This window comes from Ruegeria sp. AK11 (assembly GCF_056541095.1).
Genome location: NZ_JBQFXU010000005.1, coordinates 1 through 22,222, shown reverse-complemented (window position 1 = coordinate 22,222; position 22,222 = coordinate 1). Strand labels below are relative to the sequence as shown.

General features: G+C 55.9%; 19 protein-coding genes. 7 read left to right on the top strand and 12 right to left on the bottom strand.

Annotation, left to right across the window (positions count from 1 at the left end):
* Positions 1 to 71: 71 nt before the first annotated feature.
* The 4 genes from hutU to hutI are packed head-to-tail and all read right to left on the bottom strand — an operon-like array spanning position 72 to position 5,285.
* On the bottom strand, positions 72 to 1,754 hold the full coding sequence (gene hutU, locus ACR0D9_RS13260) for a urocanate hydratase (protein ID WP_480487358.1): 1,683 nt from the start codon (positions 1,752 to 1,754) through the stop codon (positions 72 to 74).
* A complete protein-coding gene (gene hutG / locus ACR0D9_RS13255; RefSeq protein ID WP_480539096.1) occupies positions 1,751 to 2,545 on the bottom strand; it encodes an N-formylglutamate deformylase in 795 nt (264 codons plus the stop codon). Before hutG ends, hutU begins: the two co-directional genes overlap by 4 nt.
* The gene (gene hutH / locus ACR0D9_RS13250; RefSeq protein ID WP_480539094.1) at positions 2,542 to 4,080 is read right to left on the bottom strand and encodes a histidine ammonia-lyase; all 1,539 of its coding nucleotides are present in this window, start codon (positions 4,078 to 4,080) and stop codon (positions 2,542 to 2,544) included. Before hutH ends, hutG begins: the two co-directional genes overlap by 4 nt.
* Positions 4,077 to 5,285, bottom strand: a complete 1,209-nt coding sequence (gene hutI, locus ACR0D9_RS13245) for an imidazolonepropionase (protein WP_480539092.1) — start codon at positions 5,283 to 5,285, stop codon at positions 4,077 to 4,079. Before hutI ends, hutH begins: the two co-directional genes overlap by 4 nt.
* Before the next feature lie 82 nt (positions 5,286 to 5,367).
* On the opposite strand from hutI, the gene ACR0D9_RS13240 reads away from it, so the two are divergent.
* Positions 5,368 to 6,732, top strand: a complete 1,365-nt coding sequence (locus ACR0D9_RS13240; RefSeq protein WP_480539090.1) for a formimidoylglutamate deiminase — start codon at positions 5,368 to 5,370, stop codon at positions 6,730 to 6,732.
* Here ACR0D9_RS13240 and ACR0D9_RS13235 read toward each other — a convergent pair.
* Positions 6,729 to 7,277 (bottom strand): HutD/Ves family protein, encoded by a 549-nt coding sequence (locus ACR0D9_RS13235; protein WP_480539088.1) that lies wholly within the window; start codon positions 7,275 to 7,277, stop codon positions 6,729 to 6,731. The genes ACR0D9_RS13240 and ACR0D9_RS13235 overlap by 4 nt on opposite strands.
* Before the next feature lie 66 nt (positions 7,278 to 7,343).
* Here ACR0D9_RS13235 and ACR0D9_RS13230 point away from each other — a divergent pair, with 66 nt between their 5' ends.
* Positions 7,344 to 8,045 carry a GntR family transcriptional regulator gene (locus tag ACR0D9_RS13230; protein ID WP_480539086.1) on the top strand — a complete coding sequence of 234 codons (702 nt, stop codon included), beginning with the start codon at positions 7,344 to 7,346 and terminating at the stop codon, positions 8,043 to 8,045.
* Between the two features lie 73 nt (positions 8,046 to 8,118).
* Here the strand turns inward: ACR0D9_RS13230 and ACR0D9_RS13225 are convergent, their stop codons facing one another.
* Genes ACR0D9_RS13225 through ACR0D9_RS13210 form a run of 4 tightly spaced genes read right to left on the bottom strand, consistent with a single transcriptional unit; the run spans position 8,119 to position 12,113 of the window.
* Entirely contained in the window at positions 8,119 to 8,445 is a 327-nt protein-coding gene (locus tag ACR0D9_RS13225) for a cytochrome o ubiquinol oxidase subunit IV (protein WP_245220760.1), read from the bottom strand.
* On the bottom strand, positions 8,438 to 9,070 hold the full coding sequence (locus ACR0D9_RS13220) for a cytochrome c oxidase subunit 3 (protein ID WP_480539084.1): 633 nt from the start codon (positions 9,068 to 9,070) through the stop codon (positions 8,438 to 8,440). The genes ACR0D9_RS13225 and ACR0D9_RS13220 overlap by 8 nt, the downstream gene beginning before the upstream one ends.
* Positions 9,067 to 11,157, bottom strand: a complete 2,091-nt coding sequence (locus ACR0D9_RS13215; protein WP_480539082.1) for a cbb3-type cytochrome c oxidase subunit I — start codon at positions 11,155 to 11,157, stop codon at positions 9,067 to 9,069. Before ACR0D9_RS13215 ends, ACR0D9_RS13220 begins: the two co-directional genes overlap by 4 nt.
* Positions 11,154 to 12,113: a cytochrome ubiquinol oxidase subunit II gene (locus ACR0D9_RS13210; RefSeq protein ID WP_480483627.1), complete on the bottom strand. Its 960-nt coding sequence runs from the start codon at positions 12,111 to 12,113 to the stop codon at positions 11,154 to 11,156. The genes ACR0D9_RS13215 and ACR0D9_RS13210 overlap by 4 nt, the downstream gene beginning before the upstream one ends.
* A 186-nt stretch (positions 12,114 to 12,299) precedes the next feature.
* Between ACR0D9_RS13210 and ACR0D9_RS13205 the strand changes: the two genes are divergently transcribed.
* The 5 genes from ACR0D9_RS13205 (at position 12,300) to ACR0D9_RS13185 (ending at position 19,511) form a co-directional block, all read left to right on the top strand.
* Positions 12,300 to 13,535 carry a lytic murein transglycosylase gene (locus tag ACR0D9_RS13205; RefSeq protein WP_480539080.1) on the top strand — a complete coding sequence of 412 codons (1,236 nt, stop codon included), beginning with the start codon at positions 12,300 to 12,302 and terminating at the stop codon, positions 13,533 to 13,535.
* Between the two features lie 644 nt (positions 13,536 to 14,179).
* On the top strand, positions 14,180 to 15,073 hold the full coding sequence (locus ACR0D9_RS13200) for a UTP--glucose-1-phosphate uridylyltransferase (protein WP_480483625.1): 894 nt from the start codon (positions 14,180 to 14,182) through the stop codon (positions 15,071 to 15,073).
* Between the two features lie 73 nt (positions 15,074 to 15,146).
* Entirely contained in the window at positions 15,147 to 16,586 is a 1,440-nt protein-coding gene (locus tag ACR0D9_RS13195; protein ID WP_480539078.1) for a mannose-1-phosphate guanylyltransferase/mannose-6-phosphate isomerase, read from the top strand.
* Positions 16,587 to 16,760: 174 nt separating this feature from the next.
* Entirely contained in the window at positions 16,761 to 17,825 is a 1,065-nt protein-coding gene (locus ACR0D9_RS13190) for a DUF2793 domain-containing protein (RefSeq protein WP_480539076.1), read from the top strand.
* A 381-nt stretch (positions 17,826 to 18,206) separates the two neighbouring features.
* The gene (locus ACR0D9_RS13185; protein WP_480483622.1) at positions 18,207 to 19,511 is read left to right on the top strand and encodes a UDP-glucose dehydrogenase family protein; all 1,305 of its coding nucleotides are present in this window, start codon (positions 18,207 to 18,209) and stop codon (positions 19,509 to 19,511) included.
* 42 nt (positions 19,512 to 19,553) lie between these two features.
* Here ACR0D9_RS13185 and ACR0D9_RS13180 read toward each other — a convergent pair whose 3' ends face one another.
* From ACR0D9_RS13180 to ACR0D9_RS13170, 3 genes are all read right to left on the bottom strand, one after another.
* The gene (locus ACR0D9_RS13180) at positions 19,554 to 20,612 is read right to left on the bottom strand and encodes a helix-turn-helix domain-containing protein (protein ID WP_480483621.1); all 1,059 of its coding nucleotides are present in this window, start codon (positions 20,610 to 20,612) and stop codon (positions 19,554 to 19,556) included.
* A gap of 64 nt (positions 20,613 to 20,676) precedes the next feature.
* A complete protein-coding gene (locus ACR0D9_RS13175) occupies positions 20,677 to 21,414 on the bottom strand; it encodes an anti-sigma factor (RefSeq protein ID WP_480483620.1) in 738 nt (245 codons plus the stop codon).
* Positions 21,411 to 21,935, bottom strand: coding sequence for an RNA polymerase sigma factor (locus ACR0D9_RS13170; RefSeq protein WP_245220757.1), 525 nt, complete (start codon positions 21,933 to 21,935; stop codon positions 21,411 to 21,413). Before ACR0D9_RS13170 ends, ACR0D9_RS13175 begins: the two co-directional genes overlap by 4 nt.
* Positions 21,936 to 22,222: the final 287 nt, after the last annotated feature.

Sequence of the window (22,222 nt, the reverse complement as noted above, 5' to 3'; positions counted from 1 at the left end):
CACCGGTTCGAAACCGGAAAATGTGACGTTAGCGCTAAGGCAAACCGACAAAACAAAGGTTGGCGTGGTAATCAGCCCAAAATGCCCGGCAATCGCAGCCCATGTTCACGAGCGCAGGCTTTCGCGTCCTCGTACCCGGCGTCCGCGTGACGCCAAACCCCCGACGCGGGGTCATTCCAGAGCACCCTCTCCAATCGCTTGGCGGCGGCATCGGTTCCGTCTGCGCAGATGACGACGCCTGCATGCTGACTGAACCCCATGCCAACTCCGCCGCCGTGATGCAGCGAAACCCACGTTGCACCCGATGCCGTATTGACAAGCGCGTTCAGCAGCGGCCAGTCCGAAACAGCGTCCGAACCGTCCTTCATCGCCTCGGTCTCGCGGTTAGGTGAGGCGACAGAACCACTGTCAAGATGGTCTCGGCCGATGACGACCGGAGCTTTCAATTCGCCGTTTCTAACCATCTCGTTGAACGCCAGCCCGGCCTTGTGGCGATCTCCTAGCCCAATCCAACAGATCCGCGCCGGCAGGCCCTGAAACGCAATACGCTCCTGCGCCATGTCCAACCAGTTGTGCAGATGGGTATTGTCGGGGAACAGTTCCTTCATCTTGGCGTCTGTCTTGTAGATATCTTCAGGGTCACCGGACAACGCGCACCAGCGGAAGGGTCCGATACCCCGACAAAACAGCGGGCGAATATAGGCGGGTACGAAGCCGGGGAAGGCAAAAGCGTTCTCCAACCCCTCATCCTGAGCCACCTGTCGGATGTTGTTGCCGTAATCCAACGTCGGCACGCCCGCGTTCCAGAAGTCCACCATTGCAGCGACGTGTTGCTTCATCGAAGCACGTGCAGCCTTTTCGACCGCCTTCGGGTCACTTTCGCGCTTGTCTTTCCATTGCGCCATGGTCCAACCAAGCGGCAGGTAGCCGTTTACCGGATCGTGGGCACTGGTCTGATCCGTGACAATATCCGGGCGCATCCCGCCAGCTTGCATCCGGGCGTAGATTTCCGGGAAGATTTCAGCGGCATTTCCCAACAAACCAACGGATTTCGCTTCGCCCGCCCTGGTCCAGCGATCAATCATTGCCAGCGCTTCGTCCAGCGTCTCGGCTTTTTCGTCCAGGTATTTTGTACGCAAGCGAAAGTCGATGCTGTCCGGGTTGCATTCCACGGCCAGACAACAAGCCCCTGCAAAGACAGCGGCCAGAGGCTGCGCGCCGCCCATTCCACCCAGTCCCCCGGTCAGGATCCACTTACCTGTCAGGTCGCCGCCATAGTGCTGACGCCCGGCCTCGGCAAAAGTTTCATAAGTGCCCTGCACGATGCCCTGTGTACCAATATAGATCCACGAGCCAGCGGTCATCTGGCCGTACATCATCAGACCTTTCTTATCGAGTTCGTTGAAGTGGTCCCAATTGGCCCAGTGCGGCACAAGGTTCGAGTTTGCAATCAATACGCGGGGTGCATCGCTATGGGTGCGAACAATGGCAACCGGCTTGCCGGACTGGACGACCAGAGTTTCATCCTCTTCCAGATCTTTCAGGCTGGCAACGATGGTGTCAAAATCCTTCCACGTCCGTGCCGCGCGGCCAATCCCGCCATAGACCACCAGCTCATGCGGGTTTTCGGCCACGTCAGGATGCAGGTTATTCATCATCATCCGCAACGGCGCTTCGGTCATCCAGCTTTTGGCGTTCAGTTCAGGTCCGGTGGGTGGAAAGATGTCACGGGTGTTTTTGCGAGGATCGGTCATCGGGCAAGCTCCAATGCTGTGTCATTGAGGACGTCTAGAATGTCTTTCAACCAACGCCGGAGACGGGTGGCTTTGGCGGTGTCAAAAGTCCAGGGTGGCGTTTCTGATGTCAGGTAGGTCGACTGCGCCAGCTCCATCTGGATCGCGTGAATACCGTTATCCGGGCGTCCGTAGTGCCGTGTCGTCCACCCGCCTTTGAAGCGCCCGTTCAAAACGGTGCTGAAAGGGGATGAAGAGGCGAATTCATGTGCAATTGTTTCGATTTCCGGTGCACAGGTCATCCCGTTATTTGTTCCAATGTTCATGTCGGGCAAAACGCCGTCGAACAGAAAAGGAATGCGGCTGCGGATTGAGTGGCAATCATACAGCACAGCGATGCCATGGATCGCCTTCACCCTCTCCAGTTCGGCCAGCAAAGCGGCATGATATGGCGCATGAAATGCGTCACGTCGTTCAATGGTATCTTTTTCAGTTGGAAGGATGTCCCAGATATCCTGCCCGTCGAAATCCGTAAGCGGCACCAAGGTCGTCGTGTTTTGGCCAGGGTAAAGAGAAGTACCGCCTGGGTCACGATTGGCATCGATCACATAGCGATGAAAGGTGGCCCGCACCGTGGTAGCACCGGGCAAAAGCCCGTCGTAGAGCATGTGGATGTGCCAATCCGTATCTGTCAGCGCCCGACCCCGAGCATTCAGTTTGGCATCAATCGCCGCAGGCACATAAGTGCCCGTGTGAGGCAGGCCCAAAACAATTGGACTATCGCCCTGAACTACTTCGACTGGATCAGTCATGCGCCAAGCTCCGGCATGGCGACACCAGCGCCATCGGAAATCTCACCGCTTGCAATAAGGGCCGAGGCTGCTTCGATGTCATTTGCCATGTACCTGTCATCTTCCAACGCCGGTACAACAGAACGCAGACGCGCCATGACACCTTGAAGGCTTTCACTGGTTGGCAGCGGCGCGCGATATTCAACCCCTTGCGTTGCGCACAGCAACTCGACCCCCAGGATACGTTCCAGATTGGTCACCATTTGCCCCAGCCGCCGTGCGCCATGGGCGGCCATTGACACGTGATCTTCCTGATTGGCCGAAGTCGGTGTTGAATCCGTGACGCAAGGATTGGCCAGATGCTTGTTTTCGCTCATCAGTGCGGCTGTCGTGACTTCGGCAATCATCAGGCCAGAGTTCAAACCGGGGTTGGGTGTCAAAAACGGAGGCAAATCAAAGCTGAGCACCGGATCGACGATCAGCGCGATGCGTCGCTGCGCAATCGCCCCGATCTCGGCCACTGCCAGAGCAATCATGTCGGCGGCAAACCCGACCGGTTCTGCATGAAAGTTTCCGCCTGATACGATCAACCCGGCCTCGGCCAGAACCAGAGGGTTATCGGTGGCGGCGTTGGCTTCGGTTTCCAGTGTCACCGAAGCCTGACGCAGCACATCCATCGCGGCACCAACAACCTGCGGCTGGCAGCGGATGCAGTACGGGTCCTGAACCCGCGTATCACCGTCCCGATGGCTTTCGCGAATGACCGACCCAGCCAGTAGCGCGCGCATGGTTGCGCCCGCTTCGATCTGGCCCCGGTGACCACGCAAGGCGTGAATTTCGGGCTGCAAAGGCACGGTAGACCCCATAATCGCATCAGTTGTCAGGGCTGAAGTGACCAAAGCGCTTTGCGCCGCCCGCCAAGCGCCGAAAAGCCCCGCCAGCGCAAACGCCGTCGAAAACTGAGTGCCGTTGATCAGCGCCAGACCTTCTTTGGGACCAAGTTCGACCGGGGTCAAACCTGCCGCTGTCAGTGCATCGCCGCCAGACATAACGGTACCGCCAAACTCAGCCTCGCCCTCGCCCATCATGACGGCTGCCATGTGCGAAAGCGGTGCCAAATCACCCGAAGCGCCAACAGACCCTTGTGCCGGGATCACCGGTGTCACGCCTGCGGCCAGCATCGCTTCCAGCAGGTCAATCAGTTCCAACCGCACACCCGACGCGCCACGTCCGAGGCTGAGCAGTTTAAGCACCATCATAAGCCGCGCAACTGCACGCGGGATCGCTGGTCCGACGCCACAGCAATGGGACAGGATCAGGTTGCGTTGCAGCGTCGCGGTATCCTCGGCCGCGATCTTGACGCTTGCCAGTTTTCCAAAACCCGTGTTGACCCCGTAAACGGCGGCTTCGCCAGTCGCCGCCTCAATGATGCGAGCGTGCGCCGCAGCTATGGCAGGCCTGCAATCCGGGTTCAGTCGAACGGCGCATTCCTGGCGAAAAACCTGTTCCAGATGCGCCAGAGACACAGCGCCGGGAGTTAACGTCAGAGTGGTCAAAATGCGCCTCCGAATATGCGGGCGTGAAGGGGATTAAAACCGATGCGGTAGGCAAGCTCGGCCGGGTGAGTGACATTCCAGACAGCCAGATCCGCCCGCAGGCCTTGGACGATCCTGCCGCAGTCTCTCAGGCCCAGTGCACGCGCGGCATTTACGGTGACACCTTTCAATGCTTCCTCGGGTGTCATTCGAAACAAGGTGCACCCCATGTTCATCGCAAGCAAAAGCGACGTCATCGGAGCCGAGCCCGGATTGCAGTCGGTCGCAAGGGCCATTGGCACGTCGTACTTGCGCAACAGATCAATTGGCGGTTGTTGCGTCTCGCGCAGGGTGTAGAAAGCCCCGGGCAGGATCACGGCCACCGTGCCTGCCGCTTCCATGGCTTTGACACCGCTTTCGTCCAGATACTCAATGTGGTCGGCAGAAAGCGCACCATAGCTTGCAGCAAGTTTCGTACCGCCCAGGTTGGACAGTTGTTCAGCATGCAGTTTGACCGGCAGTCCTAGTTCCTTGGCAACGCCAAACAGTGGCACCAGTTGGCCGGGCAGGAAGGCAATCCCTTCGCAAAAGGCGTCCACTGCGTCTACCAATCCCTCGGTATGAGCCGCGCGGAGCGTCGGAATGCAGACTTCGTCGATATAAGCCTCGGGCCGGTCTTCATACTCGGCGGGCAATGCATGAGCGCCCAGAAAGCTGGTTACAATGCGCACCGGGCGGCTTTCCTGCAAGGCCCGCGCGGTTCGCAGCATGGTCAACTCAGTTTCACGATCAAGCCCATAGCCCGATTTGACCTCGATCACCGAAACCCCTTCGGCGATCATCGCGTCCACGCGCGGCAGGGCCTGCGCAATCAAATCCTCTTTACTGGCCGCACGCGTGGCTTTCACGGTCGAAATAATCCCACCACCCGCGCGGGCCACCTCTTCATAGCTGGCACCGTTAAGGCGCATCTCAAACTCAGCCGCGCGGTGGCCGCCATGCACTACATGGGTATGGCAATCGATCAGAGCCGGCGTCACCAGCCGCCCGTCCAGCGAGGTTTGAGAGAACGTCGCGTATTCTTCCGGCAACTGCGTCTTCGGACCGACCCATGCAAGCTGGCCCCCACGCACGGCAATCGCAGCATCTTCGATCAATCCGTATGCATTCGCACCAACCATGGTGGCAGCGTGCAGATCTGTGAACAGTTGATCGTGGGTTTGCATTCGAATCCCTCTTCGGTGCAATTCTCTCTTTTCTGGTACAGGTCTTTATGTCATATGTCTATTCATAAAACCGGAGGTAGGGATGACGGTCATTTTCGCAAAACGGGCCTATCTGGCAGCCGGCTGGGCAGAGAATCTACGACTCGAGATCAAAAATGGTCGTATTGCCCGTCTGACACCCGACGCGGTCGCGCAACTCGGCGACACCTGCGTTGACACTCTACTGCCCGCTTTGGCCAACCTTCACAGCCATGCCTTTCAGCGTGCCATGGCGGGAATGACCGAATATCGGCAGGCTGGCCGTGACAGTTTCTGGACTTGGCGTGATCTGATGTATCGCTTCACAGCCCGCCTGAACCCCGAACACATTCAGGCCATCGCTGCGCAAGTCTATGTCGAGATGCAGGAGGCCGGGTACGCCTCGGTCGGGGAATTCCATTATCTGCACCACCAACCGAACGGGCAACCCTATGACAGGCTTTGCGAACTCAGCGACCGGATCATGGCCGCTGCTGCTGAGACCGGAATTGGCCTGATCCATCTGCCCGTGCTCTACAGCTATGCAGGAGTTGGGGAAAAACCGCTGGAGGCGGGGCAGAGACGCTTTGGAAATGATGTGGACCGTTTTTGCGAACTTGTCGCGCAGGCGCGGGATGCGCTCGGTAGTCTTCCCGACGACTGTCGCGTCGGCATCGCGCCACACTCCTTGCGCGCCACCTGTCCGCGCGATCTGGCGCAAGTTGTGGCATCACAAAGTTCCGGTCCAATTCATATTCACATTGCCGAACAACCCAGAGAAGTTGAGGAAGTTCAGGCTGGCCTTGGCGCGCGTCCGGTCGAATGGCTGCTGGATAATGCCCCGGTTGATTCCAACTGGTGCCTGATCCATGCCACCCACATGACTGACGAAGAGACTCGCGCCATGGCCCATAGCAAAGCCGTTGCCGGTCTGTGCCCGGTGACAGAAGCCAACCTGGGCGACGGGCCTTTCAACGGCCCTGTCTATCTGAGCGCAGGCGGCGCTTTTGGCGTGGGATCGGACTCCAACGTGTTGATTTCCATGACCGAAGAACTCCGCACACTCGAATACTCGCAACGACTGCGCGACCTGTCACGTAACGTGATGGTGGTCGGCGAAGGCTCGACCGGACAAACCCTTTATCGCGGCGCAGCTATGGGCGGCGCGCAGGCGCTTGGTCGCAATGCGGGGCAAATTACCGAAGGAATGCTGGCTGATCTCGTCGCCATCGACAGTCAGGCCCCTGCCCTTTGTGCACTACAGCCCCACCAGTTGCTGGATGGTTTAGTCTTTGCCGCCAAAGATAATGTCGTTACTGATCTTTGGTCCGCAGGCCGACACCAGGTTCAAAACGGGCGTCACATCCTGCGCGACAAAGTCGCTAACAACTACAAACAGGCAATAGGTGGGCTTCTTGCTGAGCTTTAGGTCCGGGTCTTATTGAAAATCACGCGAAGGATCTTAGAGCCCGCAGCCGGACTGACCGTAACAGCGGCGTTCAGCGTCATTGCGTCTCCGGCAACCAGCTGCGTTTTGTCTGACATGTGGCCCATTCCCGAGACGACAAAGACGAACTCGCCCGCAGCCCCTTCGAATTCCTGATCATTTGCAAAAACGTTCACTACCACAACGACGATCTTTGGATCGTAGATCACATTGAGCGCACGACACGGCCCGCCCAACAGACGCGCATTCAGCGCGAGCGCTCCGTCGAACGAAACCGGCAGGAATGGCCGCGCTGGTAAAACACCACTATCACCGAGCAAATCAAGCCCGGTCCCTTCGATGATCGTGTGTACGCGCGACATCCCCGGAAATCGGGAAAATGGCCCATCCTGATCGATCCGGGCCACACTGATACGCCAGACGACATGTTTACCGACCCGCTTCGCGGCAAGTTCGGTTGTTACCCCGCCACCATTGGCCCATGGCGTAACCGCACAATCCTGCAATCTGATAAGGTTCTGGGTCAAATTCTTTGCATCTCACCGTTAACCTAGACATAATATGAATAAGGTCGAAAATATAGTGAGCACAATGTGAACGAGCAGAAAAACGTCGGCTTTCAGGATATCCGCGATGAAGTTCTGAATCGCATCCAGACCAGAATTTGGCCGCAAGGCAGCCTGCTACCCACCGAACTGGAACTGGCCGCCGAGTTCGGCTGCGCCCGCGCGACTGTCAATCGAGCTCTGCGTGAACTTGCTGATCAGGGTATTGTAACACGCAAACGCAAAGGCGGCACACGTGTGGTTACAACACCGGTCAAACAGGCCAGATTGCCGATTGCGGTAGTCCGTCAAACCATTGAAGATATGAATGCAGAATACCGGTATGCGTTGGTCAGCCGTACACTGATTGATTGCCCGGCATGGCTACAAGCCAAACTCGGGCTGCCCGAGGGTACGCAAATTCTGCATTTGCGCTGTATGCACCATGCTGACAATCGCCCCTTCCAGTTCGAGGAGCGATGGATCAATACAGCCGCAGTACCGCACGTCATGAATGAGGACTTTCTGACCACCGGTCCAAACGAATGGTTGCTGGCCGAGGTTCCTTTTTCGAACGCGGAAATTGCATTCTCAGCTGTTCCGGCAACCGGTCCGCTTCAGGACTTTCTTTCTGTTCCGCCCGGAACACCTTTGTTCCAGTTGGAGCGGACAACGTGGTTTCGCAATACCCCAGTCACTTTCGTACGAATGACCTTTCATCAGGGTTATCAAATGCGGACAACGTACTGAGGCTTTTTCCGCTATTGGTGGTACTGCCGAAAGCCAAATCTCGACCCGCTACTCCGCTTGTCTCAAATAGGCACTACATCAAGTGCATGTGCATTCGGGTGGCCAAATTGCCAAGAACCCAGACGGTGCCAAGGATCATTATCATCAGAACCAGTGTCGAAAACAGCACTAGGTGCAGATCTTCGCGGCTGCTGCGCCGGCGGTCGATATGCAGGAAGTAGACAAGCTGCAACACAAGCTGTGCCAACCCAAGCAACCCGATGGTCAGGTAAACACCAACCGTTTCAATCCCATAAACCTGTGCCACGCCAAACATTGCCAAGGTCAGCAACAGCGAGCCACCGTACCCGATCACATAGCGCCGACGCTCGCGACGATGCATTTCAGAGCGCCTATCCATAGGTCAGACCTCCGAAATACACGATGGCAATGATCCCAATCCAGATCAGATCGAGAAAATGCCAGAACAACGCCAGCCGCACCACGCGCGAGATAACCACGTCGGTCATGCCCTTGATGCGCAGCTGAATACCCAAAACGATCAGCCAAAGGCATCCAGTCGCAACGTGCAGACCGTGCAGTGGGACCAACCCAAAAAAGGCTGACAGAAATCCACTGCGCTGTGGAATGCCACCTTTTTCCGCCATGGCCATGAAGTCACGCACTTCCAGCACCAGAAAACTAAGGCCCAGAACAAGCGTGACGCCAAACCACAAGACAATGCGACCGCGCGGCAGATTGTACTTCAGCGCCAGCATCGCAAGACCGACTGTCAGGCTGCTGGTCAGCAGTATCAGGGTTTGCGCAAAGACACTTTTCAGATCAAACAGCTCGTGCGGGCCGGGGCCACCTGCCTGCGCATTGATCATCGTTACGTAAATCGCAAACATCAGGCCGAAATAGACCAGATCGCTCATCAAGAAGACCCAGAACCCAAAGGTGACAACCTCGGTCGCCTTGTGGGCGCTGGCGTGATGTTCCCCAAGATTGATACCGGGATAGCTGTGAGTGGGCGCGCGCTTCATGTCGCAACCTCCAGATCCGGGCGGGCAAGGCCGCGGTTTTCCGGAGAAGTTTCAAAGTCGCGATCAACTGCGGCTTCACTGTGGACCAACGCCAGCCAGGCTTCGTAATCCCTTCGCACCTCTTCCGCGGGGATGGTGAGTTCTGTACTGTCATCGAATGTCCAGATGATCACCGCAAGGATCATCAAAACCGTCATTATCGCTGCAAGCCACCAGATCCACCAGACCAGCGCAAACATCCATATGCCACTGAGAACGCACAGGACGAAGCCAATTCCTGTGTTTCGGGGCAATTCAATATCTTCATAAGCGTCTGGTGTCGGATAGGCCGTTCCTTTTGCCTTCTGTGCCGTGAATTCATCCCGATCCGTAACCTTGGGGATTATCGCAAAGTTGTAAGCTGGAGGCGGTGAAGGGATAGACCATTCCAATGTACGACCATCCCAGGGATCCCCAACAGGAACGCGGGTTTGGGCACGGTCACGAATGCTGACCCATAGCTGGATCAGGACCGAGAACAATCCACAGGTAATAACAATCGCTCCGATGATAGCTACGATCATGAAAGGGTGGAAAGACGGATCGCTATAGCTGAAAGAGCGGCGTGGCATGCCCAATAGCCCGACGAAATAGAGCGGCATGAATGTCAGCAAAAACCCCCCGGTCCAGCAAAAGACAGAAACCCGGCCCCAGAATTCGTTCAGTCGGAATCCAAAGGCCTTGGGGAACCAGTAATTGTATGCCGCCAACAATCCGAACAACACGCCAGGCAATAACGCGTTGTGGAAATGAGCTACCAAAAACAGCGTATTGTGAACCTGGTAATCTACGGTTGGGTTTGCCAGGATCACACCGCTCAGCCCACCGATGGCAAACAGCATCAAAAATGACAGCCCATAGAGCATCGGCACCGAAAACCGAATGCGCCCCCGCCACAGCGTCGCCATCCAGTCATAGACTTTCACGCCGGTTGGGATGGCAATCAGCATGGTCGCAATGCCAAACACCGCGTTGATCAGCGCGCTTTGACCCATGGTGAAAAAGTGGTGCAGCCAGACTGTGAACGACAACACTGCGATCGACATGGTCGCAATAACAAGCGAGTTGTAGCCATAAAGCCGTTTGGCCGAGAAGGTCGCAAACACCTCGGAATAGATGCCATAAGCAGGCAAAACCAGCAGGTAAACCTCGGGGTGGCCGAACAACCAAAACAGATTGGCATAGTTCATCATGTTGCCACCGAGGTCGTTTGTGAAAAAGTGGAAATCAAGATAGCGATCAGCGGCAAGCATCAGCGCGGCGACACCCAAAGGCGGCATAGCAAAGACGATCAGGATCGAACTGCAAATGATTGTCCAGCAATACATCGGCAGCCGCATGAACGTCATGCCCGGCGCGCGCAACTTGTAGATCGTAACGGCAAAATTGATACCCGTCAGCGAGGTGCCAATGCCCGAAACAACGATGGCCCAGATCCAGTAATCCGGTCCAACACCGGGATTGAACGCTGCGCCGGTATACGGTGGATAGGCTGTCCAGCCGCCGGTCGAAAACTCTCCAATCACCAGCGACACCATCAGCATCATGCCTGACGAAACCGTAAGGCCCAGACCAATCTGGTTTAGTCGCGGGAACGCCACATCGCGCGCGCCGATCATCAGCGGGACAATGTAATTCGCAACACCAAAGACAAAGGGAACGGCAACAAAGAAGACCATGATTGTGCCGTGAGTGCTGAAAAGCTCGGCAAAATGTTCGGCTTCGAGGAAACCGTCGCCGGGCCCGGAAGCCTGCTGCGCGCGCATGACAACGCCTTCAAGCACACCGCGCGCCAGCATCACGATGGCAAAGACGATATACATGATACCGATCTTTTTGTGATCGACGCTGGTCAGCCAATCGCGCCACAGGGGTGTCCACAGACGAAACCAGCTCAGCAATCCTACGACAACAACAACGCCAATAATCACAACAGCTGCGGCTGTATTGGCCACAATCTCATTAGTATTTGGGTTCTGGATCAACCCGGCAATCGGAAAAGCGTCCCAACTCAGACGCCCGAAGAAACCTGTCTCGGTCGGCGTCATTTTTGCGCCTCCTGCCCAAATGATGCAGTTCCAGGCTGTAGATCGATGGGCAGCGGCTGACCGCTGTGGTAGCGGCTCAGGATATTCCGGAACAGATCGTCTTTTATTGTGAAGTAGAGCGCATCATCCGGCATCCGAGATGTTCCCAAAGCGGCCTGAACTTCATCCCTGTCGGTCCGCATGGCCAGTTTCCGATACGTTGCCACATCTAGTTGGATGCTGTTGTTACGCACTTTTTCGACCCAAGCGTCGAAATCCTCATCACTCATTGCGATGGTGCGGAACTTCTGCTTGGTAAAGCCCCGTCCGTTGTACTGAGTGTTTTCACCCTGCATCACTTCCGGCGCATCCGCGACAAGATGTAACTGGGTGGTCATGCCCGGCATCGCATAAATCTGTCCGGCCAGCGCGGGTATCATAAACGACTGCATCACGGTATCGGTTGTCAGCGTCAATGCAACTTGCCGCTTTGTCGGAATTCCGAACTCTCCTACAGTGGCGACCCCAAGATCGGGGTACAGAAACAGCCACTTCCAATCCAGACCGACAACCTGAACCCGCAGCGCCGGATCTTCACCAAACGGTGCCGAATACGGGTCAAGCCGATGCGTCGCCTTCCAAAGGTAAAAAGACAGCAAGGCCACGATTATGACAGGCACACCCCACATTACAAATTCCAGCTTTGCCGAGAAATCCCAATCCGGCGCGTAGGGCGCAATGCGGTTGCTCCGGCGGCGATACCGAAACGCTATTATCGGGACCAGCACCAATACCGGGATAACGGCCAGCAGGATCAATACGGTCGCCCGAAGCAAATGCGTTTTCTGAACTGCCGCTATTGGGCCTTCCGGGTCCATAAAGCTGTCGCTGGCCAAAGCTGGTTGCGCCGAAACGATCAACAGGAGCACAACGACAAGCCTGAGCAAGGATGGATTGGACGAAATGACTTGTGCCACAGCTGACTGTCCTCTCCTCATCTCAATCCCATCCAACTATCGGCAAGCGGGTGAATTTTCTCAAGAGTTTTTCCGAACCGGGGATTGCCATCCTCAATTTTCTTTCAACTTTGGGTGTAAACGGCGACGGGTCGCGCGGCATCTTCCCGTTGACTTGCAAGGCCAGTCGGGACAGATAAATCGTCAATGCGTATTTTGCTGTTCACTCTAGGATTGATCATTCTGTCCCAGACCGCACTGGCACAGGATCGTGCAGCAATTGAACGCCAGTTTCAGTCGTGGTTGTTGGAGACGATCTGGCCGCAGGCGCAGGCCAAAGGTGTTTCGCGCAACACACTGCAACAGGCGTTTTCTGGTGTTACTCTGAACTGGGACCTGCCTGATCTGGTTCCCCCCGGACATAAACGCAAAACGCCCAAGGCGCAAAAACAAGCCGAGTTTGGATCGCCCAGCCGGTATTTCAATCCGGGGTCAATTCAGGGCGCAACGTCTATCGGGCGCAGGATGGCGAGGCAACACTCTGCGATTCTTGCCAAAGTCGAACGTCAAACGGGCGTTCCTGCTCGTATCATTCTGGCAATCTGGGGCAGAGAGAGCGGCTATGGGCAGGTGCCGATCCGCCATGATGCGTTCAGGGTTTTGTCGACCAAGGCATTCATGAGCACGCGCGCGGACTACTTCACGGCCGAGCTTATCGCGGCTCTGCAAATCGCGGAAGCAGGACCTCTGCCAGCCCGGCAATTGAAAAGCAGTTGGGCGGGCGCGTTAGGACAACCCCAATTCATGCCATCAAGCTATTTGGCTTACGCCGCAGATGGCAACGGCGACGGACAGGTCGATATCTGGGGGTCATCCGATGATACAATCACATCGATTGGCAACTACCTGAAACAGCACGGCTGGATCGCCGGGCGTGACTGGGGTTTCGAAGTGTCTGTGCCAGCAACCGTTTCATGTGCATTGGAAGGACCTGATCAAGGGCAGTCAATCCAGCAATGGGAAGCGATGGGCATAAACCGGGTCTCGGGCAAACCTTTTCCAGCCCACGAGTTGAAGGGGGCAGGTTACCTGATGATGCCGGCAGGACGATTTGGTCCTGCTTTTCTGGTCACTCCGAATTTTTACGTTTTGAAGGAATACAACAAAAGCGATCTGTATGCTTTGTTCGTCGGCCATGTCGGTGACAGAATCCAATTTGGAAGCGACGATTTTGCAGGGCGGTGGGGCAAGGTCGGCGGTTTTTACCGTTCTGACATCGCAAAGATGCAGGGCGCACTGGAAAGCTTGGGGTACGATGTCGGAGGCGTTGACGGCTTGCCAGGTTTCAAAACCCGCCGATCCATAGGCAGATGGCAGGAAACGATGGGTGTTGCACCTACCTGCTTTCCCGAAACCTCGATGACAACGAAACTGGCCCGATAAGGCACCAAGCATGCGTTGAACGGTCGCTCTCGACTTGCTTAAGCATCTTATCGCCGGTCGCAACAGACCGCATTTATCATCAATCTTAATGATTTCGACCCTATTGTTGCTCATCCTAAAACGGACTTGATGCGTCAGATCATGTATTTCCAAGAAGCTCGGATGTTTGCCGACGGGTTACTTGTGCCGTTAAGACACGTTACTTGACGCAGCTTGCGACTAAGTGAGCCGTGTTAATTTCAGTTGCACAGTCCCTGCCATCTAAATTCTTTTCGGCCGCGCAGTCCTAAACTACTCGTCATAACAAGGCGCTATGCCCATCCAAAGAAAAATATGCAGGACTCCGTCCGGGAGTTTTTCAAGACAACCGACGCCGCTCCAAACATATCAACTTTCCGTGAACGACAAATCGTCGTCAGATTTTTGGCACAGAGTTATAGCGGAAGGGTCTCTGGGAACTGTGGTTCAGGCCTTGTATACAGGAAACACCGGAGTCGGCTTTTGACTCATCTGGACCGAGGTGGCACGATTTGGTCAATAACGGCCGGCACACCGGGCATGATTGATTGACGCGGTTTTGAAGACTAAGAGGACATTCCGGATGTTTTCTGCTTTTCCGGCCAAGTTTTGTTTTGAGAGGCACCATGACACGCAAAGTCACCAAAGCAGTTTTTCCAGTGGCGGGAATGGGAACCCGGTTTTTGCCGGCAACCAAATCTGTTCCGAAAGAGATCATGACGTTGGTGGATCGCCCGCTGGTGCAATATGCAATCGATGAAGCCCGCGCCGCTGGTATCAAAGAGTTCATCTTTGTGACTTCTCGTGGGAAATCCGCGCTTGAAGATTACTTTGACCACAACCTTGTCCTCGAACAGGAGTTAATGGCCAAGGGCAAAAACAAGCTTCTCGATATCTTGAACAAGACGAATATGGAAAGCGGCGCGATTGCCTATATCCGCCAACACAAAGCCCTGGGGTTGGGGCATGCTGTATGGTGTGCACGCCGTTTGATAGGCGATGAACCCTTTGCTGTAATGCTGCCTGACGATGTGATTGCTGCAGATAAACCATGTCTGCAACAAATGGTTGAAGCCTATGAGGAAACGGGCGGCAACATGGTGGCAACGATGGAAGTTTCACCAGAAAAGACCAGTTCGTACGGCGTTCTGGATGTCGTCGACAGTATCGGCCCGGTCATTCCGGCCAAGGGTATGGTTGAAAAACCCGAACCCTCAAAAGCGCCATCCAATCTGGCGGTTATCGGGCGCTATATTCTTCGACCTTCCGTATTGAACAACCTGAACGCAATGAAAACCGGAAGCGGCGGTGAAATCCAACTGACTGATGCGATCGCCGAGGATATCGCATCCGGCGTGCCCGTTTTTGGCTACAAGTTCGACGGGCAGCGTTTCGATTGCGGTTCAAAATCCGGTTTTCTGCAAGCGACCGTTTCCTTTGCCCTTGCCCGTGACGACCTGCGCGATGATCTGAGCCAATATCTGAATGACATCGTTGCAACTGGAAAAGCGGCCCAGTAGCCACGGGATCTCCCATTCCACAAAAAAAGAATTGAACAATATCGTTGGTCATCAGCAATTCAGGGGCACGTGTATGAACAGAACGGTCTATCCAGTCATCCTGTGTGGTGGTTCAGGAACGCGTTTGTGGCCCCTGTCGCGCAAAAGCTATCCCAAGCAATTCGTTCCACTTGTCGGAAAAACCAGTCTGTTACAGGATTGTGCCGACCGGATGCTTGGACCCTCGCATACGCCCTATGCCAAACCAATGGTTCTCACCAACGAAGCCTTTCGGTTTATTGTACCTGAACAGCTGACCGCTATTGGGATCGACCCCGGTCCGATTCTGATTGAGCCTGAAGGGCGAAACACGGCCCCTGCCGTACTGGCGGCTGCGTTGTACCTTGCCTCACGTGATCCGGATGCCATCATGCTGGTCGCGCCTTCAGATCATGTGCTTCCAAACAAGGCCGCTTTTCATCAGGCCGTCGCCACAGGCGTGCGCGCAATTGCCGAACGAAGCGATCTGGTGACATTTGGCATCACGCCCACTCGACCCGAAACCGGGTATGGCTACTTAAAGCTGAACGACGCCCCAGACGCGTCCGGGGGTGCAGTTCGCCTGGATCGGTTCGTGGAGAAACCGGATTTGGAAGCCGCGCAGGCGATGGTGAAAGATGGCAGTTACCTGTGGAATTCCGGCATCTTCTTGTTTGCGGTACGTGACATCGTTGCAGCATATGAAAAATACGCAAGCACCCTTGTTGCACCTGTCCAACAGGCCGTCGACAACGCAAAGTCAGATTTGGGGTTCCTGAGATTGGACCCTTCGGCTTGGGCTGACGTCGATGACATCTCGATCGACTATGCGGTCATGGAAAAAGCCCCCAACCTTAGCGTGGTTTCGTATTCCGCAGGTTGGTCGGATGTTGGAAGTTGGACGGCTGTTCAAGAATTGTCAAACCCTGATGAAAACGGCATCGCGACATATGGGGAAGTAACCACAATCGACTGCCGCAACGTTCTGATACGATCAGAATCGCCAGCGCAGGAAGTGGTGGCAATGGGGCTTGAGAACGTTATCGCAGTTGCGATGCCAGATGCTGTGCTGGTTGCCAGCATGGATAAAGCCCAGGACGTCAAGCAGGCTGTCGCTGCCTTAAAGGCAAAAGGGGCCAAACAGGCAGATACGCTTCCGGTCGATCACCGCCCCTGGGGCTGGTTTGAGAGCCTCGTGATCGGTGACAGATTTCAGGTCAAGCGAATCCATGTGCATCCGGGCGCAGCGCTCAGCCTGCAGTCCCATCACCATCGGTCCGAGCATTGGATTGTGGTAGAGGGCACCGCCAAGGTCACAATCGATGATCAGGAACGGTTGGTCAGTGAAAACCAGTCAGTCTATATCCCGCTGGGTGCTGTGCACCGGATGGAGAACCCTGGCAAGGTGCCCATGGTATTGATCGAAGTGCAGACCGGCACCTATTTAGGCGAAGATGACATCATTCGATATGAAGACATTTATGCCCGGGATTAAGCGGCGACATAGTTCTCCACAGGCCATACTCGGGTCGGCTTGTCCCCGGGGATACTCAAGTTAACAGATTATTTCCTGTGCGGTCGGCCAGGTCAGACGGGATTGACGCGCCTTACGGCAGAGTGGCGCGCAACCGACTTTCGGACCGACAGCCACAGGAGGACCCTCGTGTCAATGACCTCACCCAGATTGCGCCTGCCTTTTCTACAACCTTCGCAGGCTCAAAAGCACGTCACCCACAACGAGGCACTGCGACAACTTGATCTGGTCGTTCAGCTAACAGTTCAGACGACCAATGCCAGCACCCCGCCCGTTGTCCCCGAGCAGGGTGATATCCATGCTCTGGGCGTCACCCCCACCGGGGACTGGGCCGGACATGCAGGAGAGCTTGCCGCATGGCTGGACAACGCCTGGCATTTCTTGACCCCGTATGCGGGCTGGCGCGCCTGGGACGAGGCCACTGGTGAACTGAAGTTCTGGAATGGGTCTGACTGGCTGCCCTTGCCCGTCAATACTCAGAACCTGAATGGTGTTGGGGTGGCAACAAGTTCGGACGCTACGAATCGCTTGTCTGTCCGAAGCCCGGCAACGCTTCTGAGCCATGAGGGCGGCGGGCATCAGCTAAAGATCAACAAGGCGGGTGCCAGCGATACAGCATCGCTGGTGTTTCAGTCGAACTGGACCGGTCACGCTGAAATGGGGTTATCCGGAAGTACGTGGTTTTCAATCAAAGTGTCCCCTGACGGAGGTACCTGGACGGAAGCTCTGACTTTTGACCCCGCGACCGGAACAGCGGCTGGTGCAGCTGTTCAGGGCAATGCGACGGATACCACTCCGGGTCGCCTGATGCGTGCCGACTACGGTTATGGGCCGGGTAACCTTCTGGGGTCGGTATCAGAAGTTGGCGGTATACCAACCGGTGCGGTCATAGAGCGCGGAAGTAACACCAATGGCGAATTTACACGTTTTGCCGATGGAACCCTGATCTGCACCGCCGCGTTGCTTCCTGTCGCATGCACGGCCGCGGAAGGCGTATTGTTCGCAAGCGCTGCAATGACGTGGAACTACCCAGCTCCATTTTCCTCTGCGCCAAGCGTTAGTGGCAGCGCTGGAGCCAATAATCGTTTCATCGGGTTTGATGTGCCCGGAAACACTCAAGCCACGTGCAAAGCCCTCTCTGTAACTTCGGATACAGCGGCTTTTTCACCAAGTGTCATCGCCATAGGGCGCTGGTTCTGAGCACAGCTGCCGCCTGAACTGTGGTTCGGGCGGTTTTTTTGCGTCGTCGGTCTATTTCTATAGCAATCGCCAATTCCATTGGACCCGCTACAGGCGCCTTGCTCCGGGCGAAAAGTGGGCGGCGCAACACCGCCCGCTTACTGGCTGTTTATTACTGGTCCATGCCCAGAATTGTATCTTTTCAGCTGACAATGGACGTGATTCAACAAGTTCTGCGCAGCACGACGGATTGTAAAAACTCTGTTCCCGCGCATATTGCCTCAAAAACAACAAGAAAACATGGGAACTCAGCAACCATACCTGTAAATCATTGAAACCGGCGCTGGATTCTTCGATTTTGCCCGCGCCGTTGATAGTAATTGGTATAAAAGGATTAGGCAGATGCGCATTGCAATGATCGGCACCGGGTATGTGGGCCTTGTTTCCGGTGTGTGTTTCTCGGACTTCGGTCATGATGTGATTTGCGTTGATAAGGCTGAGCAGAAGATCGATATGCTCAAAGCCGGACAGGTGCCTATTTATGAACCAGGTCTGGACGTGCTGATGGCGCGAAACGTCGCGGCTGGCCGCCTGAGCTTCACAACCGATCTTGCAGCCGCAGTGGACGGCGCGGATGCTATCTTTATTGCAGTTGGAACGCCAACCCGGCGTGGAGACGGCCATGCGGATCTGACCTATGTGATGGCAGCGGCGGAAGAAATCGCTCAGGCTGTCACCGGGTATACCGTTATCGTCACAAAATCGACTGTGCCCGTCGGAACAAACCGAAAAGTGCAGGAAACAGTCAAGGCCGCTAACCCCCTGGCCGAATTTGACGTGGCTTCGAACCCTGAATTCCTTCGCGAAGGCGCGGCAATAGACGATTTCATGCGCCCGGACCGCGTTGTGGTCGGCGTCGAAAATGACCGCGCTGCCGAGGTGATGGCAGAAATTTACCGCCCTCTTTACCTGCGCGACTTCCCGATCCTGACCACCGATCTGGAAAGCGCCGAGATGATAAAATACGCCGCCAACGCGTTTCTAGCGACCAAAATTACCTTCATCAATGAAATCGCCGGGCTATGCGAAAAAGTTGGTGCGGATGTCAAAGAAGTATCGCGTGGCATTGGCCTTGACGGGCGGATTGGCAACAAATTCCTGCATGCAGGACCTGGCTACGGTGGTTCATGTTTTCCAAAAGACACGGCCGCGTTGGCCCGGATCGGGCAGGACCACGCGCATCCGATGCAAATCACCGAGACCGTCATCCGCGTGAATGACGAAATCAAGAAACGGATGATCGAGAAAATTCGTGACGCATGTGACGATCATTTCAACGGCAAGACCGTGACGGTTCTGGGTGTCACGTTCAAACCCAATACGGACGATATGCGCGACGCGCCATCACTGTCCATCGTCCCCGCCCTGATAGGCGGAGGCGCAAAGGTGCGTGTTGTTGACCCACAGGGAAAATCTGAAGGAGAGGCGCTTTTGCCGGGCGTCGAATGGTGCGACGATCCGTACATCGCCGCGCGGGGCGCGGATGTTGTTGTGCTGCTGACGGAATGGAATGAATTCCGCGCGCTGAACCTTTCCGAAATTGCGGCGTCAATGAAATCAGCCAGGATGGTCGACCTGCGCAACATCTACTCGAAAACTACAGCGCTGAAATCGGGGTTCGAAACCTACGTCGGCGTTGGACGCTGAAAGCACCCGTCCAATCATACCGTTTCGCAAGTAGTTGACGGATCATAGTGCGGCTGTCCAAACCCGGTAGCGGCCTTGTCCGGTGACTTCGCGCACCAGACCTCTCCGGGTGAACAGGTCAAAATTCCGTTGAACCGCCGCGCGGGAAGAATTGGTAAGTTCTTCTGCAAGTGGGGCCGAGACCATCGGCCACGCCGCCAGAGCATCAATCAGACGCGGGGGGGTGCGACCGCTCAGATCCTGCGTCGCGTCGCGGGCCTTACCCTCCCAGACACTGATCCTGTCGAGGTGCAGCAAAGCCGCAAGAACAGCTTGCCCGGCGCCCTGTATCCAAGACCCTAACTTTTCCGTCGGCCCACCTGTTCCGCGCAACGCACCCGGACCAGACAACGCCAGTGGCATGAACATTGCGCCGCCCCGCCCCATCGAAGCCGCGTGCCGCGCTGCGATGATTGCCGCCTCGGTGTCTTGTCCGACCCCCTGCGAAACCGCTCGCCATGCATGAAACGCGATGGCCGATTGTGTCACCGGGTGCAGCCTTTCAGCATTCCGCATGACTTCGGCCAGATCAACGATCGCTTCAGGCGTCGCATCGGCCCCCTGAGCCAGACGGTCGAGAAACGCGGTCAACCCGCTTTCCCACCCGCCTGTCGCAGGGCCCGCGCCAGAGCTCAGACGGCGCACGGCCCAACCTGCCCGGAACAGCGCCTGCACGTCATCGTGGGTCGCGCCGATCCTCAGACCCGTCCACAAAGCCAGGCGGTCCACGCTGACCCGATCCCCTGTCCACCACCCCAGATCGGACGTTTCCATAAGTGCCAAACGATGCGTCCACCCCTCAGGCCCCGAACGCAGCCGCTCATCCAGAGCGCCAAAGGTCAGGGCAAGATCAGCAAGCTCTGCCGACAATTCTGATTGTGCCGAATACCAATCGCGCGGATCGAACAATGGGCGCTGATCCGATCGGGGACCAGGCAAAAAGAAACCTTCCTCCACGTCCTGGTCCGGGGGCAAAAACCAAGGGTCGTCTTCTTCTGCCGGATCACCGTCATAGATGCTGGCTGGGCCAAGATCATCGACCTCGTCTTCTGGAAGGGGCATGGTTTTCTTCGACGTCATACCCGGCATTCTTCGGGCATTTGCAACAGTTCACAAGGGTTTTCCATCAGCCCGAGAATGTACGGGTCAACACTTCCAGTTCGTTGCTTAAATCCGTCTGCGGGGAACTGCCCAACAGCATATATCCATAACCGCCCTGCTCCCATTTTGCAGTTGCCAAACCGCTCAACACCGTTTGTTGAACTTCGGTATCTGCGGCATTCGGTCCCTGGCGAATGACACAGAAGGCAAGTGGTTGACCCTGATCGTCGGCAAAAACCACTTGGATCAAGGGCTTGCCTTTGAATGAAAGAACCTGCGCCCGCTTCAGCTCCAACCCTGGCAACGCTTCCAGTGTTTCCTTATTCAGCGATCGTCCCAGCTCGGCTTCGGCCATTGCAAATTGTTTGGTCAGCGACGCGTCCGAACTGTCCAGCGATGCAATCGTTTCCGGCACGTAAAGTGATTGATAGATCGCGGCCTGCTGGGCCCAGCTTAAGTCTGCTGGCCGGGTGGCCCAGAATGTTACGGCGACGGCTGCAAACGCCGCGCTGGCAGCCACCGCAACAAGACGCAGAAACCCGTTATTGGCGGGCCGCGTCGTTTTTTCCGGAAGGTCCACCTTCGGCGCTTCAGCGGGCAGGTTCTCAAAAACATCCCGAACAACAGGCGCAATCGGATCCAGCGCCATCAGACGATGTTCCAACGTAGCGTCATCTTCAACCGCAACATCAATAGCGCGGGTCTGAGCCTCATCCAGGCTGCCTTCCAGATACGCTAATAGCGTCTCGTCGGAAAACGTCATTTGCCACTCCGTCGCGCGGTGTCCGCTGCATCAACCTGCATCACAGTTTTAAGTTTCTGCCGGGCATTCGAAAGCCGGCTCATGATCGTGCCAATTGGAACCTCCAACAAAGCGGCGGCTTCGCGGTAACTGTACCCCTCAACGAAGACGAGCATAACCGTTTCGCGCTGTGCCTCTGGCAACTGCATCACTTGAGTAAACACTTCAGCCGCAAAAATATTCGTTTCCGTGTCCGGTCCCGTTGCAACCAGATCCGCTTCGGGGGTCACCGACAGCGCCTGCGCGCGCCGAACCGACCGCGAACGCAGCTCATTCAGCCAAATCGACCGGCAGATTGTCATCAACCAGCTGTCCAGACGGTTGTGCGACGTCACCTGATGATGTCGTTCAAGCGCGCGCAAACATGTGGCCTGTAACAAATCATCGGCTACATCCGAGGCACCCGATAATGCCAGCGCAAACCGCCAGACACGCTTCGAATGCGTCTGAACCGCATCGCGGACGGCTTGTTCAGAAGTCATCTCGGCTCTCATCGAATGATCGCGACCTGCTTGTGTTTCTCAATCACGGACCGGACCCGCAAGGGCAGAATTGTCATATTTAGCGGTGAAATGAAACGAAACTCCTGCTCCATGCAGTCACGTTTGCGTCTGTAATTGTTGCAGCGCCTGTTTCTGCAACCAACTTGGCGTTGGATATTGGCCATTTGCGACGGTTGTTTTGGTTGTGGGTTTGGTGGTGAGGTCTTATTTAGCGTGTTTGGATGTTGGGATGGGTTGGTCTGCCGCAGGGTAGCATCAGCCCTTTA